The 13,754-nt window shown below is 62.1% G+C and carries 11 protein-coding genes and 1 pseudogene; 9 read left to right on the top strand and 3 right to left on the bottom strand.

The features are described from left to right. Positions 1-189 precede the first annotated feature (189 nt). The 5 genes from C8J40_RS08540 (at position 190) to C8J40_RS08560 (ending at position 5,103) form a co-directional block, all read left to right on the top strand. The gene (locus C8J40_RS08540; RefSeq protein ID WP_132896687.1) at positions 190-798 is read left to right on the top strand and encodes a (2Fe-2S)-binding protein; all 609 of its coding nucleotides are present in this window, start codon (positions 190-192) and stop codon (positions 796-798) included. Then, a complete protein-coding gene (locus tag C8J40_RS08545) occupies positions 798-1,817 on the top strand; it encodes a xanthine dehydrogenase family protein subunit M (RefSeq protein ID WP_132896688.1) in 1,020 nt (339 codons plus the stop codon). The genes C8J40_RS08540 and C8J40_RS08545 overlap by 1 nt, the downstream gene beginning before the upstream one ends. Then, positions 1,814-3,967: a xanthine dehydrogenase family protein molybdopterin-binding subunit gene (locus C8J40_RS08550; RefSeq protein WP_132896689.1), complete on the top strand. Its 2,154-nt coding sequence runs from the start codon at positions 1,814-1,816 to the stop codon at positions 3,965-3,967. The genes C8J40_RS08545 and C8J40_RS08550 overlap by 4 nt, the downstream gene beginning before the upstream one ends. A 222-nt stretch (positions 3,968-4,189) precedes the next feature. After that, a complete protein-coding gene (locus tag C8J40_RS20230) occupies positions 4,190-4,603 on the top strand; it encodes a hypothetical protein (protein ID WP_165911393.1) in 414 nt (137 codons plus the stop codon). Positions 4,604-4,920: 317 nt separating this feature from the next. After that, entirely contained in the window at positions 4,921-5,103 is a 183-nt protein-coding gene (locus tag C8J40_RS08560) for a hypothetical protein (protein WP_082446317.1), read from the top strand. A gap of 199 nt (positions 5,104-5,302) precedes the next feature. On the opposite strand, the gene C8J40_RS08565 is transcribed toward C8J40_RS08560, so the two are convergent. Beyond that, on the bottom strand, positions 5,303-7,183 hold the full coding sequence (locus C8J40_RS08565) for a GGDEF domain-containing protein (protein WP_243693287.1): 1,881 nt from the start codon (positions 7,181-7,183) through the stop codon (positions 5,303-5,305). A gap of 257 nt (positions 7,184-7,440) precedes the next feature. Then, the gene (locus C8J40_RS08570; RefSeq protein WP_132896691.1) at positions 7,441-8,676 is read right to left on the bottom strand and encodes an integrase; all 1,236 of its coding nucleotides are present in this window, start codon (positions 8,674-8,676) and stop codon (positions 7,441-7,443) included. Between the two features lie 636 nt (positions 8,677-9,312). Here C8J40_RS08570 and C8J40_RS08575 point away from each other — a divergent pair. The 4 genes and pseudogenes from C8J40_RS08575 to C8J40_RS08590 all read left to right on the top strand — a co-directional run bounded on the left by C8J40_RS08575 (position 9,313) and on the right by C8J40_RS08590 (position 12,815). Next, positions 9,313-10,050 carry a hypothetical protein gene (locus C8J40_RS08575; protein ID WP_132896692.1) on the top strand — a complete coding sequence of 246 codons (738 nt, stop codon included), beginning with the start codon at positions 9,313-9,315 and terminating at the stop codon, positions 10,048-10,050. Continuing rightward, positions 9,947-10,240, top strand: a pseudogene (locus C8J40_RS08580) (acetyl-CoA C-acyltransferase); the annotation flags it as partial. The gene C8J40_RS08575 and the pseudogene C8J40_RS08580, both read left to right, overlap by 104 nt. 83 nt (positions 10,241-10,323) lie before the next feature. After that, the gene (locus C8J40_RS08585) at positions 10,324-10,635 is read left to right on the top strand and encodes a hypothetical protein (RefSeq protein WP_132896693.1); all 312 of its coding nucleotides are present in this window, start codon (positions 10,324-10,326) and stop codon (positions 10,633-10,635) included. 281 nt (positions 10,636-10,916) lie between these two features. Further along, positions 10,917-12,815 (top strand): EAL domain-containing protein, encoded by a 1,899-nt coding sequence (locus C8J40_RS08590; protein ID WP_165911394.1) that lies wholly within the window; start codon positions 10,917-10,919, stop codon positions 12,813-12,815. 9 nt (positions 12,816-12,824) lie between these two features. Here the strand turns inward: C8J40_RS08590 and C8J40_RS08595 are convergent, their stop codons facing one another. Next, on the bottom strand, positions 12,825-13,748 hold the full coding sequence (locus tag C8J40_RS08595; protein WP_132896695.1) for a crotonase/enoyl-CoA hydratase family protein: 924 nt from the start codon (positions 13,746-13,748) through the stop codon (positions 12,825-12,827). Positions 13,749-13,754: the final 6 nt, after the last annotated feature.

Consider the following 13,754-nt stretch of genomic DNA (forward strand, 5'->3'; position numbering starts at 1 on the left):
TGACCTGCTTGTCGGCTTCTAACGACTACCCCCTGCTCGACGGAAGGGCTGATCGCCTGATTGCAGCACGTTGACGCCACGTGCTGCAATCATAGCAGGCGCAGGACGACCGATCTAAGCGCTTTAGCTAAGCGTCTGTTTCGGTTACGAATGTCTGGTACGGCAAATGCCCGTCCGGAGAGTCTTCTGATGCCTGATATGGAGCACTTGCTGGGCGTGCCTTTGACACGGCGCACCGCGCTCGGTGGTACCGCTGCGCTTACAGCGTCTAGCCTTATTTTTGAGAGCGATCAGGCGGTCGCGGCACCGCTCGCCATGCCGGTCGGCACCCGGTTGGCGATCCGGACGACAGTCAACGGCAAGGCGGTACCGGTAGAGATCGATGTGCGGACATCGCTGCTCGATCTCCTGCGTGAGCAACTGCATCTGACTGGCGCCAAGAAGGGCTGCGACCATGGCCAGTGCGGCGCATGTACCGTTCACGTCGACGGTCGGCGCGTAGCATCCTGCCTCACGCTAGCAGCCAAGGTCGACGGACGTGCCGTGACAACGATCGAAGGGCTTGCCTATGGCGAGACGCTGCATCCGATGCAGCAGGCCTTCATCGATCACGACGCGCTGCAATGCGGCTATTGTACGCCGGGACAGATCATGGCGGCAGTCGCGTGCGTGCGCGAAGGCAACGCCACGTCAAAGGATCGCATTCGCGAATATATGAGCGGCAACATATGCCGCTGCGGCGCCTATGTCGGCATCGTCGCGGCGATCGAGCAGTTTGCGGGAAGGGAGAAGAGCTGATGCGTCCCTTCACCTATGCACGACCCAAAAGCGCCGTAGCGGCAGTCCAGGCCTTCACAGCCGCGGGAGCCGGTGCGCGTTACATCGCTGGCGGCACCTCGCTCTATGACCTGATGAAGCTCGACATCGAGAAGCCTCAGCATCTTATCGACGTCACTGCGATCCAAGGGCTCGACGGAATCGAAACAGGAGGCGAGCGGCTACGCTTCGAGGCGCTAGCACCGATGAGCGCGGTCGCGACCGACAAGGTCGTCCTGCGCGATTATCCTGTCCTTGCCGAGGCGTTGTGGAAGGCTGCCTCGCAGCAACTGCGCAATATGGCGACGGTCGGCGGTAACCTGCTCCAGCGGACCCGCTGTCTCTATTTCCGAAACGGTGCGGGCGGAACGTCGGTCGGCAACACCTACCCCTGCAACAAGCGGGAGCCGGGCTCGGGTTGCGCGGCAATCGGTGGACTCGACCGCGGTCAGGCTGTGCTGGGCCAGAGTTCGTCATGCACCGCCGTCTCCCCCGGAGATTGGCCCGTCGCACTCGTCGCGCTCGACGCCTATGTCGAAGTGCTGGGCGCCAGCGGTAGCCGCGCGATCCCGATTGCCGAACTCTATCGTCTACCGGGCAGCACGCCGAACCTCGAGTTCACGCTGCAGCCAGGCGAGTTGATCACGGCGATCGTCGTGCCAAAGACGAAGGCAGGCCGGCATTCGACGTATCACAAGATTCGTGACCGGGAGAGCTACGCCTTCGCGCTCGCCTCGGCAGCGGTCGCGTTAGACATGGATGGTGACACCGTGACGCGCGCCCGGATCGCACTTGGCGGCGTGGCGACCAAACCATGGCGGGCGACCGCGGCGGAGGCGCTGCTGGCTGGTAAGCCTCTGACCCCGAAGACAGCACTGGCGGCAGGGCACGCCGCCTTCGCCGATGCCAAAGCTAGCAAGCAGAACGGCTTCAAGATCGAACTCGGCGCGCGGACCGTTGCCGACGCCCTGACTATTGCCGCAGCGAGGAACCGGTCATGACCGCCCCCTTCCCCAACCGTCCCCGTGCCGATGCCCGCGAGAAGGTGATGGGCGCTGCGCGCTATGGAGCCGACCATCAGGTCGCTGGACTGCTGTACGCCATGCAGGTCCCGGCAACGATCGCAAAGGGGCGTATTGCCGCGCTGTCGGTCGATGCAGCGATGCAGGTGCCGGGCGTTGTTCGCGTGCTGACCGCGACCGACTTTCTGCCGCCCCCTCCTGCGACCCCTGGCGCACCGCCCCCGCCTGCGACGCTCACGGCCGACATTGCCTATCGCGGCCAGCCGGTCGCACTTGTCGTTGCCGAGACGCTCGAGGCCGCGATCGAGGGCGCCGAGGCCATTCGTCCGACCTACACAACAGCGCCCGCGTTCACCTCGCTCGTCGAGCAGCCGGGGATGGTGCGCGAAGCCGTCAAACCGGTGACAGCGGGCGATGCGACGCAGGCGATGGCGCGGGCGGTAACACGGCACAAGGCGGACTATGTCTCCCCGCCACAGCACCATAACCCGATCGAAATGCTGTCGACGACGGCTGTATGGGAGAACGGGCAACTCACCATCTACGAAAGCACGCAGAGCAGCAGCAACACCAAGGGTGCCGTAATGCGCAACATGCGCCTTACGCCCGAGCAGGTGACGGTAAAGAGCCCACAGATCGGCGGGGGCTTTGGCCAGCGTGGCGGGGCACAGCGCCAGACCGCCCTTGTCGCCCGCGCCGCGATGCTGCTCGGCCGACCGGTCAAACTTGTCCTGCCGCGCGGGCAGATTTTCCATAACGCGACCTTCCGGCCGAAGAACCGTCACCGGATCGAGATCGGTGCGGATGCCAGCGGCAAGATGATCGCGGTGCGCTACGACGCCGATCAGCAGCAATCGCGCGAAGGCCAGTTTCCGCCCGACTACCACGAGTCCGTACCCATGCTGTACGGCATCGAGAATTACCACGGGACCGCCGCCAATCTGCGGATCGATACGCAGGCGCCAGGTTATATGCGGTCGCCGACACCGCATCCGTCGTGCTTTGCCTTCGAAAGCGCGGTGGACGAACTTGCCTTCAAGCTCGGCGTCGATCCGGTCGCCTTCCGACTGCGCCACCGCGCCACGACCGATCCGATCCACGGCCAGAAACTCTCGTCCTGCTATCTGTCGGAATGCCTGACGGAGGGCGCCCGTCGTTTTGGGTGGGAACGGCGTAGTCTCCAGCCGGGATCGATGACGCTGCCCGACGGCACGCAGGTCGGCTGGGGCGTGGCATCGGGCGCCTATCCGGGCTCCGCCCATCCCAACATCGTCACTCTGCGCGTGAACGCAGACGGCACGACGCGGTTTGCGGCTGCAGGGCATGAGATGGGCCAGGGCATCCGCTCGACCATCGAACAGGTTCTCGTACGAGAATTGGCGATCGATCCTTTAAAACTGGAGATCGCGATCGGCGACACCAGCGTAGCGCCTCAGCATACGACGGCAGGATCCTGGGGTACCGCGAGTGTCGTGCCGGCAGCGGCAGAGGCGGCTGCCAAGTTGAACGCTGCCATGGCCGAGCTGTTGGCGGGGCGTCAGGTGGCGGGCAATCTTCACCGACAGCTTGCGACCGTGCGGCGTCCCTCGCTTCAGGTCGAGGTCGAGCATGTTGCTGTCGACCAGGGTCCGAAGGATCTGGCGAAACTGCGCAAGGGCGGCATGGCGCTGGTCGGGCCGGATTACTCGACCTTCACGACCTACAGCTACATTGCCCACTTCGTTGAAGTTCATGTCGAACCGGGTACGCGCCGCGTCCGCGTGCCACGCGTCGTCAGCATTGCCGATTGCGGGCGGGTGATCTCGCCTCGCACGGCCGAGAGTCAGGTTCGGGGCGGCGTGATCTGGGGCATTGGTGCGGCGCTCCGCGAAGCGACCGAAGTCGATCCGCGCTATGGCGGGTGGCTGAACAACGATCTTGCCGACTATGTCGTGCCTGTGAATGCCGACATCGGGTCGATAGACGTCGGCTTTATCGATCGACCGGATCCTCTCATCAATGCCCTTGGCGCAAAGGGGCTTGGCGAAGTTGCCATGACGGGCTGTGCCGGCGCCATTGCCAATGCCATTCACCATGCGACGGGCAAGCGGCTGCGCGAGATGCCGTTCAGGATCGAAGATCTTCTGTAATCGAACCGAGGCGAAAGACCGCGACTGGGACGGGAAATCACATGCCTCCGACGTGCCGAGCTATATCAAAAGGCCTCTTGAAGCATCGGACCTTGTTGGATGTACGTACTTCCTCTCGCTGCGGCAGCAGCCATGATGCAATCGCCGGTTGCCACCACCGCGGTAAGACCTGGCACGATAGCGATCGTGGCTGCTGATAGTCCGACTACGTCTCCCGCTATCATGAGAACGTTCACGGACGCCGTTCAGCGAACCCTCCTTCGAACACCATTCCTGCCCCTGCCCGACCCGAACCACAGCCTTTACATTGCCAAGGTTGAGGTATCGCAGACACAGCGCGGCGTCGTCAGGTCCGGCAACGATCGATCAGACCGGCCAGGCATGGCAGCGGGCCTTGGAGGCCTGTCGCTGACTTTGCCTTCGGGAAAGGATCAATTGCGCGGACTGATCGTAACCCGTCTGAAGGTGACGGTATCGCTGCGCCGCGACAATCACGTCGTATGGACGGGGCAGGCGACCACGGTGCGCGCTAGCGGCACACGAACGGGCGATCCCTCTGTTGTCGCCGCAGCCCTCTCCGACGCCCTCCTGACATGGTTTCCTCGGCAGTTGCCAGGGCCGCTGTCTGTTCCGTAAGGCTCCCTGGGCTGATTTACGTATTCTCGGTTGAAGGTCGTCGCTGGTACGGTTCTTTTAAGCGGTTCTCCGCGTTCGCCTGCGCCAGGCGCTCGGTTAGTTCACCCTGACTGGCCATTACATCCCATGCTTCTGCCGATCGTAAATGACGTTCTCGGACACGAGGTAGCGAAGACAGCTCCGCTGCTGATCGTTCACGGACGGCCGCGTTACGGTATGACTCGGTTTGAGAAACGTTCATAGGCAAGCCTATAAACGATACGGCAGGTTTTCGTTTGTGCGGATTCAAGTTTCGAACGATTTAAAGGACATGCGAGATGGACGTGAATGCTGAGGGCGAAGATACTCCTTCTGAACGCGCCGAGATCCATTTTCTTGCGGCGCTCGTCGACGAACTCATGCGTAAGATGCTGACGGCGGGCGTGGTTTCGCAAGCTGACCTGAATGAGATAGAAGCAGCGGTAGCAGCACGGACCGGAGCTGAACCTAGAGCTTGGTAGAACACTGATCCGTGGGGATTGGCGCCGAAAGCGGACCACCGGGAGGGTTTGACCACGCTGTTTTATCTGAGTCGAAGCTTACCGTGCAGGGGTCCCGATCAACGCCGATCGGGACCCCTTCTTCATCCATACGTTCGAGGAGATTATAGGTAGTTGGCTCGCGTAATGCTGGAGTCCCTCTTCCGTCGTCGATCCAAAATCAGCCCACGCCAGATCGCGTCGCAATCGGCGATCGCGCGATGCCCTGCGCATGCCCGAGGAGAAGGGCGGTCGTCGTCTCGCGATTGACTGCGGGTGAGAATATGTACCCCTGCCCTATCGCACAGCCGATCGCGCGAAGCTGTTCGACTTGCTCTTCAGTTTCTATCCCCTCGGCGACGATCCTGATGCCCATCTTTTTCGCGGTACGGATCAGGCCTTCGACGATGGTCACACTGACACCGTCTGGTTCCAGGTGGTCAACGAACAGTTTGTCGATCTTGATGACATCGACGGGAACCGTGAGCAGGTGCGTCAGCGATGCGAAACCCGTTCCGAAATCGTCCAGCGCGACCCGTATACCGTCAGCGCGTAATGCCCTGATCGCTTGCTGTATCGCTTGGTCGCCACGTCCCATGTACACCGTCTCGGTTACCTCGAGGATGACGTGATCGAGAGGGACCCGCTCGCGTTCGAGCGCCGCGGCCAGAACCTGCCCGACGGCCCCGCCACTCAAATCCGCAGACGAGACGTTGATGCCAACGTGTTGAAAGGGAATACCCAAATCCAGCCATCGACGTAGGTCAGCCGCTACCAGGGTCATCATCCTGGCGGTGAGCGAGGTCGCAACCTGCGCGTCGGCAGTCGCCTCATGAAAGGAGGCAGCCGAGACCAGATTGTCGCCGATGCGCATGCGGCAAAGCGCTTCCAGCCCTACGATCTCCCGCGTGTCGAGTCGAAAGATCGGCTGATAGTGCGCCTCGATCCGGTCCTCTCGCAAAGCCGCGCTGAGGTCCCTGATCGCACCCATACGCCGCGTCATGTTCGAGCGCAGCCCTGCCCAGTATCGTACGAAGCCGCCACGACCGGTCTCCTTGGCGTGGTAGAGGGCAAAGTCGGCATTTTGCCGCACAATCCCCACCCCGGCGTCATCCGATGAGACCGTAGCGCCTCCGATAGTAGCGCGGGGGACGATGCTATGCCCGCCGCAGTCGGCAGCAACCGAAAGCGCGCCTAGAACCTCATCCGCGATCTTCTCCAGGTTACAAAGCGCTTCAGGAGCCTGGAGAATGACAGCGAACTCGTCGCCACCGACGCGAAACGTTCGCCCGGGGCTGACTGCTGCTGAGATCCTGTCGCTGGCGATCTGAAGAAGCTCGTCACCCGCATGATGCCCGAACGTGTCATTCACGACCTTGAGATTATCGAGATCCAACACGAACAGTGCCCAACTGCCCACCGCAGCGCCTTCGAGTTTGGAAAGTGCGGCATGGTAAGCGGCCCGATTGGGGCAACCGGTCAAGGCGTCGGTAAAAGCCCGTCGTTGGTGCTCGAGGACACGCTCATGTCGCTCGATAGCGATTTGCGTGAGGTTAACGCAGTTAGCCACCACCTCGCGCTCAAAGGCCGTCGGTCCGCGGGCGCTGTGATAGTAGAAAGCAAAAGTTGCGATCGCGCGACCGTCTGCATCACATATCGGACTAGACCAACAGGCGCGCAGCCCGTGGGGAAGTGCGAGGTCTTTGAACCGGGCCCAGCGGGCATCGGTTTCGATATCAACGACCGTAATATCTGTTTTCAGATACGCCGCAGTGCCGCAGGAGCCGGCTAACGGGCCGACGGACAGGCCATCCAAAGCTTGGGAATATGCTTCCGGAAGGCTCGGGCAGGCCAGCGGATGAAGCAGGCCTGCCACATCGACCGTTAAAACCGAACAGATTACGTCAGGGAGAATCCGCTCTACTTCCGCGCACAGCGTGGTACACGTTGGTGCGAGCCCAGCGCCCTTGGCAATCATCTTCAGAATAGCATTCTGAAGATGAAGCAGGACACTTACTGTATCATTGTCTCCTTGATACTGGGAATTTTCCGAAAGGCTCATGGAGTGGGAACCTATCAAATCGCTGGTTTAGATATCTTTAATGCGATAGTCGATAACGACTCTAATACTGCCCGTGGCGGTTTTAACCCAGCCCATTTTGAATATATTAAGATAATTGGCCAGCATCTGATTGGCGATCACCTATTTTCTAGATCAACGGTCAGCGGATTGGTCGCGAGACTCGACGACGAATACAGTGTGCCCATACATCGCGAACTCAACCCGACACCCAAATAGGCTGGATCGGTTTCGCAAGTTCAAGCTCTGATGCGAGACAATACGCGCGCTGCGACATTGCTCCTGGCTGCAAGCTTGCGCCCATAGCGTAGCGCGGTCGACGGTGAAGACCATCGCAGCGCCTGTGCAATGCCAACGCCGTCCTCGCCGGCCGCAAACAGATCTTGCGTCAGCCCTACTCTCAGCGAGTGGCTTGATAGCGCCCTCGCCGCCTCCTCAACCTTCGCGATCGGCATCTCGACCAGCCCCTGATCGAACGCGCTGAGCGCCACGCGCCGATAGATCCCGTTGACACCCTGCCGGCTAAGCGAAGCCGTCCCGACGGTGAAAACCGTCCTCGCCGGTTCGGCTTTCTTGCCCTTGAGCTTCTCCTGCCAGTGCCGCGTGTGCCCCGGGATCGCCTCGTACGCCATCGGCGGAACCGCCGCGCGCAGCCGACGCCGATCGACCCCGACGCGGCGAAAGACCGGCCCTTCGGTGATGGCGCTCGCTACCAGCCAGGCGCCGACCCGGCGCATCGTGTCCGCGGACAGCCAGCTCCACGCCCCCTGCCCTTCCTGATCGGTCTTGGACGACGGAATGAACAGGAGTGCCGAACCGTCGCTGTGCGGATCGATATGCGCGACGGTGACGGCGACGAGCTCGCTGACCCGCAGACCAGCGTCATAGCCGAGCGACAGCAGCGCGCCATCACGCAGGCCCTGCAGATCGCCGCCACAGGCGCCGAGCAGCGCGATCAGCGTGAACCCCTTGGTATGGGGGTCTAGCGAGGCCCCGAAGCGCAACAGGGCCGCTTGGCGTTGGGCCGCGCCACGACGCCGGCGCAGGCCTTTGAGCGCTGCACGGACCATGACGTGGCTGGTGGGCGCATGCCCCCTCTCCTGCAGGCCTGACAGGCCGTGTGCGGTGGCGAGACTGGCAACCCGCCGGGCGACCGTGGCGGGCTTGGCGCCCCGCGCCTCGAGCATGGCAATGTAGCGGACCAGGTTTTCGGGCTCGGCGGGCAGCGGGGCGACACGGATGTCCTCACACCAACGCAGATAGCAGGCCAAGTCCGACGCCATCGCCGCCTTGCTCGCTTCTGCTATAGCGCCAAGCTGCGCGGCGAAGCCGATCTCGCTGACAGGGACACCTTCAACTGGCAGCGCAAGACCCAGCAACCGGGTGACGCGGACATCGATCGGCTCGACGATCCCACGCCGCGTTCGGACCGGCAGCCCCTCCCCATCGGTACGATGGACGACGATCTCGCTCATGAGAGCCGCGCCCGCTGGTCCGATTTACCCTGCATTTGGCCTGTGTAGCACATCGCTGTAGTTACCATAATGCCCGGTTATGGCGAGTGCACTCGGAGGCGTCTGGCCGTGATGTTCGCTCGCGAAAATCGGTTGACTATTGCCCGCATCTGCGTTCACGTAGCATCATGAAATCAGGCGGAAATGCCCGCCGGTGGGTACAGAACATGGGTACAGAGACCCCCGCAATGGGTACAGAAAATGACGGTTTTCCGCCATTTTTGCTACCCTTGGACCCCTCTCGTAGGGGTCACCAGCTTTTTCAACGATCTATTAGGTTAGCGCCGGCTGGCAATCTGGCCTTCCCTTAAAATCACTCTCTTATTCCCTGTTGGCGTTGCGACGCGGCGGGACGAAATGGCACACGCTGTGCCAACCTTCGGGTCGCCTCCCGCCTCACTGGCGACCGCGCTTTCAGTAGCGCCCCCATCTGCTCGTCATGCTCGTCGAAGTACGTGACGCTATAGTTTCCCCGCCTTGCCCCCCCGGGGGGTACTCGATCGATACCGCACGGTAATCGCTTCCCCGCTCGACCTGCTGCAGTTTCTGGACGCATCGCGCTCAGCACCCATCAGCCTTATTGCTGCGTCCGCTGCCATGGTCGCTGCCACGCCGGCTATGGCGCGGGACGGTCTCCCCCCTGCCCCGCCGTCCACGGCGAACCCGCAGGACGAAGCGGCTCCCGCCTCGGCAAGCCCCGCTCAGGCAGTGCCCCCATCGACACCCGGTCAGGCGCCCGTCGACGCCTCCGCATCGCAGGGCATCATCGTCAAGGCCGAGCGCCGGTTCAACACCGCGCAGAAGACCGCGGCGGCGATCACCGTGCGTCCGAGCGCGGAGATGCTTCGCCAGGGCCGCTACGAACTTAAGAACATCCTCGAGGACGTCCCCGGCGTGGTCGACGGCGCCGCCGCGACGGTCGCGACGTCGCAGGGCAGCGGCACCGGCAAGAACCATTTCCGTCAATATTGGGCGGACTTCAAACTCGACCTCGGTCCCGTCGAAGTCACCTACATCCCCGCGGTCCGCACTTGGTATCAGAACGCGACGATCGTGGCGCGCGGTACGGTGTTCAACGCCGACCAGACCATCCTGACGCCCGACGACAAGTTCGTCACGCATGAGTTGCGGATCCACAGCACGCCGAATGATTCAAAGTTCAGCTGGCAGACAGGTGCGATGTATTACCGCAACACGCTGATCACCGTAAACAACCTGTATAATCGCGACCTCGGCGCGCAAGCTGATGCGGATAGGCGGCATAACGCTCGACCAGCTCGACGTTATCGAACTCAACGAAGCGTTCGCCAGCCAGGCTATCGCGACGCTGCGTGACCTCGGCATCGATCCGTTTAATGATCCGCCGGTGAACAGGAACGGCGGCGCGATCGCGCTCGGCATGTCGGGCGCGCGGATCACGATGAGCGCGGTCGAGGAGCTGCACCGCACCGGCGGCCGTTATGCGATGGCATTCAAGTGCATCGGCGTCGGTCAGGGCATTGCGCTCTTGATCGAATGCGTATGATAATCAGGATGTTGCGCGGCGTTGGTCGAGACCGATACGATCCGTCGTAGAAGATCCACTCAGCTACCCTCAGGGAGACGGCAGTGACGAACACCTACGAGAAGCAGAAACGGCTGCATCACGACGTGACGAACGTCGGCTTGCGCGCGCAGGCGACCGCGGTCGGCTTGATCCAATTGTGCATCGAACTCAGGCAGGCCGACGTGCTGACCGAAGCCGCACTTACGCGGATCAAGGCAGCGATCGGCGACGAACTCGCAATCGGACCCTATCGCCGTCTCGCCTCGCGCGATCACCGCAGCGAGATCGATGCGCGGCTCGATCAGCTGTTCTCCGGCGAACAGAAAGTGGGGGCCGCCGATGCGCTCGATTTTGTCACGGAGACCGACCGCTAGCGGCGAGGTGAACCGGCAGGCCGCTGACGCTCTCGATGCCGGATCGCCTTCACTTGGCGCCCGCGCAAATTGGATTGGTAAGATCCACCTTGGCCGTTTGCTAACCGCGGGCGCGTTCATGACCCCTGAAGGCGGTCGATCGAAAATATCATGCAGTTTGGCCGCGTTGAAGGGTTTTGTTCGTTGCTTTTACACTTATGCCGTTCATGGCAGCGTGGATGAGCGGCCTGATATCACGCCTGAGACAGCTCAGGCACTCCGACCATGCGATCGCCGCCTCGGTGCGCGAGACCCTTGTGGGATCGCTTTATGCGTCCCCGCAGTCGCTCGTGATCGGTGCGCTGACATCCAGCGGCGTCATGACCATCGTCGCGCTCGTCAGCGGCAACCGATCGATGATCCTGTGCGCCGTCGCGATTGCGTTCGTCGCCGGCGTAAGGGTGTTCGATGCGATCGGGATATGGCCGCGATCCAAACGGAAGGGCGTGCTAGCGGGGATGCAGACCGACCGCCAGGAGATGCTCTACCGGTTCGGTGCGTTGTGTTATTCGGGCTTGCTTGGCGTGTTCGGGCTTTTGACGCTTGTGAATACGCACGACGCGGTTCTGCAATTGCTCGCGGTTACGACGACGATCGGATACGCGGCCGGAATCGCAGGACGTAACGCCGGCCGCCCCTGGATTGCCCTGTCCCAGCTATGCTTCGCGTCCCTGCCGCTTGCGGTAGGGCTGATCGTCTCATTCGATCCGCTGAAGGTCGCGCTCGCGGTCGTGATCATGCTGTTCGTCGTCGCGATGATGGACATCACCCTCCAGACGTACGGCGTGATCCTGAAAGCGACCACCGTCTCTCGCGAAAAAGCCGCGCTGGCCGAGTATCATGCCGCGGTTGCGCGTCGCGACGATCTCACCGGGGTCGCCAATCGAACGGCGTTCAGGGAACAATTCGAGGCGCGGTTGAGGGCACTTTCCGGCGCGGACCGATGGTTGACGATCCACTGGATCGATCTCGATCGCTTCAAGGAGATCAACGATTCGTTCGGACATCTTGCGGGCAATGCGCTGCTTGCAGGGGTCGCGCATCGGCTGAACGATGCGTTTGGCAGCACCGGTATCGTTGCGAGACTGGGCGGTGACGAGTTCGCAGTCGTTTGCGAGGTTGAGAACCGGACTGCCGCGACGACGATCGGCCGGACGATCATCGAACTGGTCGAGCAGGCGGTTCACCATGACGGGCGCCTGCTGCATGTCGGTGCCTCGCTGGGCATCGCGATCGCACCCGTCGACGGAACCGACGCGGATACGCTGTTGAAGAATGCCGATCTCGCTCTCTATCGTGCCAAGGACAGCGGGCGTGGACAAATGTGTTTCTACGAACCGTTGATGGATGAAAAGATCGAGCGTAGCCGCGATCTCGCCAGCGAAATGCAGGGTGCGTTGGAGCGTGGCGAGTTCCACCTGATGTTCCAGCCGATATTCGATCTCGCGGGACAACGCGTGCTGTCTTGCGAAACGCTGCTGCGCTGGACCAACCGCCGTCATGGTCCAATCTCGCCGGCCGAGTTCATTCCCATCGCCGAAGACAACGGCCTGATCGTGCCGATCGGCAGTTGGGTCATCCGCGAGGCATGTCGTACCGCGAGCGCATGGCCGGTCGAGGTCAAGATCGCCGTCAATCTGTCGCCGATCCAGTTGCGATCGGCCAATTTGCCGATGGTCATCATGAGTGCATTGGCCTCGAGCAACCTCGCCGCGGAACGGCTCGAACTCGAAGTCACCGAGTCGGTCCTGCTCGACGACATCGAAGCGTCGTTGGCCGCACTCGACGCGATTAACCGCCTCCATGTTCGCACGACGCTCGACGACTTCGGCACCGGCTATTCCTCGCTCAGCTACCTGACGAAATTTCCCTTCCAGACGTTGAAGATCGATCGATCGTTCATTGCCGATCTCGAGCAAAGCCCGGCATCGGTCGCGATTGTCCAGACCGTGATCGACCTGGCGGCAAAGCTCGGGATGCGGACGGTCGCCGAAGGGATCGAGACGCAGGCCCAATTGGATCAGTTGCGCCGGACTCGCTGCGATGCGGTGCAGGGTTTCCTGCTGGCGCGGCCAATGCCGGCGAGCATGGTCGCGACCATGCTCGCCGGTGAAGACATCAAGGCACAGGGTCGATCATGAACGCGGCGATCATGCCGCCGCCTTCTCCAGCAATCTGGTTTGTGCGCCGACCAACCGGCGCATCAATTTCAGATCCGCGTCGCTGAGCCGCAACGCCGCATCCGCCCAGAGGTCGACGACCGCCTCCAGTTCAGCCAAGGGCAGTGGATTGACCGAGCGCGAGGCCTCGTAAATGGCGCAATGCCCGCTGTGACGACGTCGGTTCTGGCGGATGTAGCTCTCGACTTCGGCGCGTCCCTTGCCGGGGTCCGCCAGAGCATGGACGATACCGAGATCGTACAGCTCTTCGGCACTGTAGGACCGCCCGCTGAGGATCATATGCTCCGCGCGTGCGGCACCAAGCCTGCGCGACAGGAAGCAGTGCGCGCCCATCCCGGGAAACAAACCGAAATTGGTTTCCGGCAGCCCGAACTGCGTCCCGCGCTCGGCAATGACGACGTTGAACGACAACAGGGCTTCAAAACCGCCACCCAGCGCATCGCCTTCGACCAAGCCAATCGTGATGATCGGCAGGTCCAGGCTCCGCATGTTGCGATGCAGGATCTCGACACAGGCCCGACCGTACCGGACCAGTGCGCCGCGGTCGCCGTTGCGGATGTGTGCCGCGAACAGGTCGAGATCGCCACCCAGCGAGAAGACGCCGGGAAAACGCGATCCGAGTACGACATAGCGGATCGGCATCGCACCGGATGACTGCGCGCTGCGGATATCATCCTGCCATTGCCGGAATTCGGCCAGCAGCCCCGGATTGAAACTGGGCCGGCCGCGCTGCCGCATATAGGTCCACAGGGTATTGCTCGCGGGGTCGAATTGCGTTTCCAGATCGGCGGCCTCGAAAAGTCGGCGTGGCGCGGGTGTTGGCCGCGTTTCGATGGCTTGATAAGACGATTCATCCGGGTCGGCCGACACGATCGGGGAGTATTCGAGGCTCATTGCGAC

This window comes from Sphingomonas sp. PP-CC-3A-396 (genome assembly GCF_004343105.1).
In the GTDB taxonomy this organism is placed as follows: Bacteria; Pseudomonadota; Alphaproteobacteria; order Sphingomonadales; family Sphingomonadaceae; genus Sphingomonas.

What these genes read in the sequence shown, in the direction of transcription:
- C8J40_RS08540 (WP_132896687.1), top strand. Translation starts at nt 190, where the DNA reads ATGCCTGATATGGAGCACTTGCTGGGCGTGCCTTTGACACGGCGCACC.
- C8J40_RS08545 (WP_132896688.1), top strand. Translation starts at nt 798, where the DNA reads ATGCGTCCCTTCACCTATGCACGACCCAAAAGCGCCGTAGCGGCAGTC.
- C8J40_RS08550 (WP_132896689.1), top strand. Translation starts at nt 1,814, where the DNA reads ATGACCGCCCCCTTCCCCAACCGTCCCCGTGCCGATGCCCGCGAGAAG.
- C8J40_RS20230 (WP_165911393.1), top strand. Translation starts at nt 4,190, where the DNA reads ATGAGAACGTTCACGGACGCCGTTCAGCGAACCCTCCTTCGAACACCA.
- C8J40_RS08560 (WP_082446317.1), top strand. Translation starts at nt 4,921, where the DNA reads ATGGACGTGAATGCTGAGGGCGAAGATACTCCTTCTGAACGCGCCGAG.
- C8J40_RS08565 (WP_243693287.1), bottom strand. Translation starts at nt 7,183, where the DNA reads ATGAGCCTTTCGGAAAATTCCCAGTATCAAGGAGACAATGATACAGTA.
- C8J40_RS08570 (WP_132896691.1), bottom strand. Translation starts at nt 8,676, where the DNA reads ATGAGCGAGATCGTCGTCCATCGTACCGATGGGGAGGGGCTGCCGGTC.
- C8J40_RS08575 (WP_132896692.1), top strand. Translation starts at nt 9,313, where the DNA reads ATGGTCGCTGCCACGCCGGCTATGGCGCGGGACGGTCTCCCCCCTGCC.
- C8J40_RS08595 (WP_132896695.1), bottom strand. Translation starts at nt 13,748, where the DNA reads ATGAGCCTCGAATACTCCCCGATCGTGTCGGCCGACCCGGATGAATCG.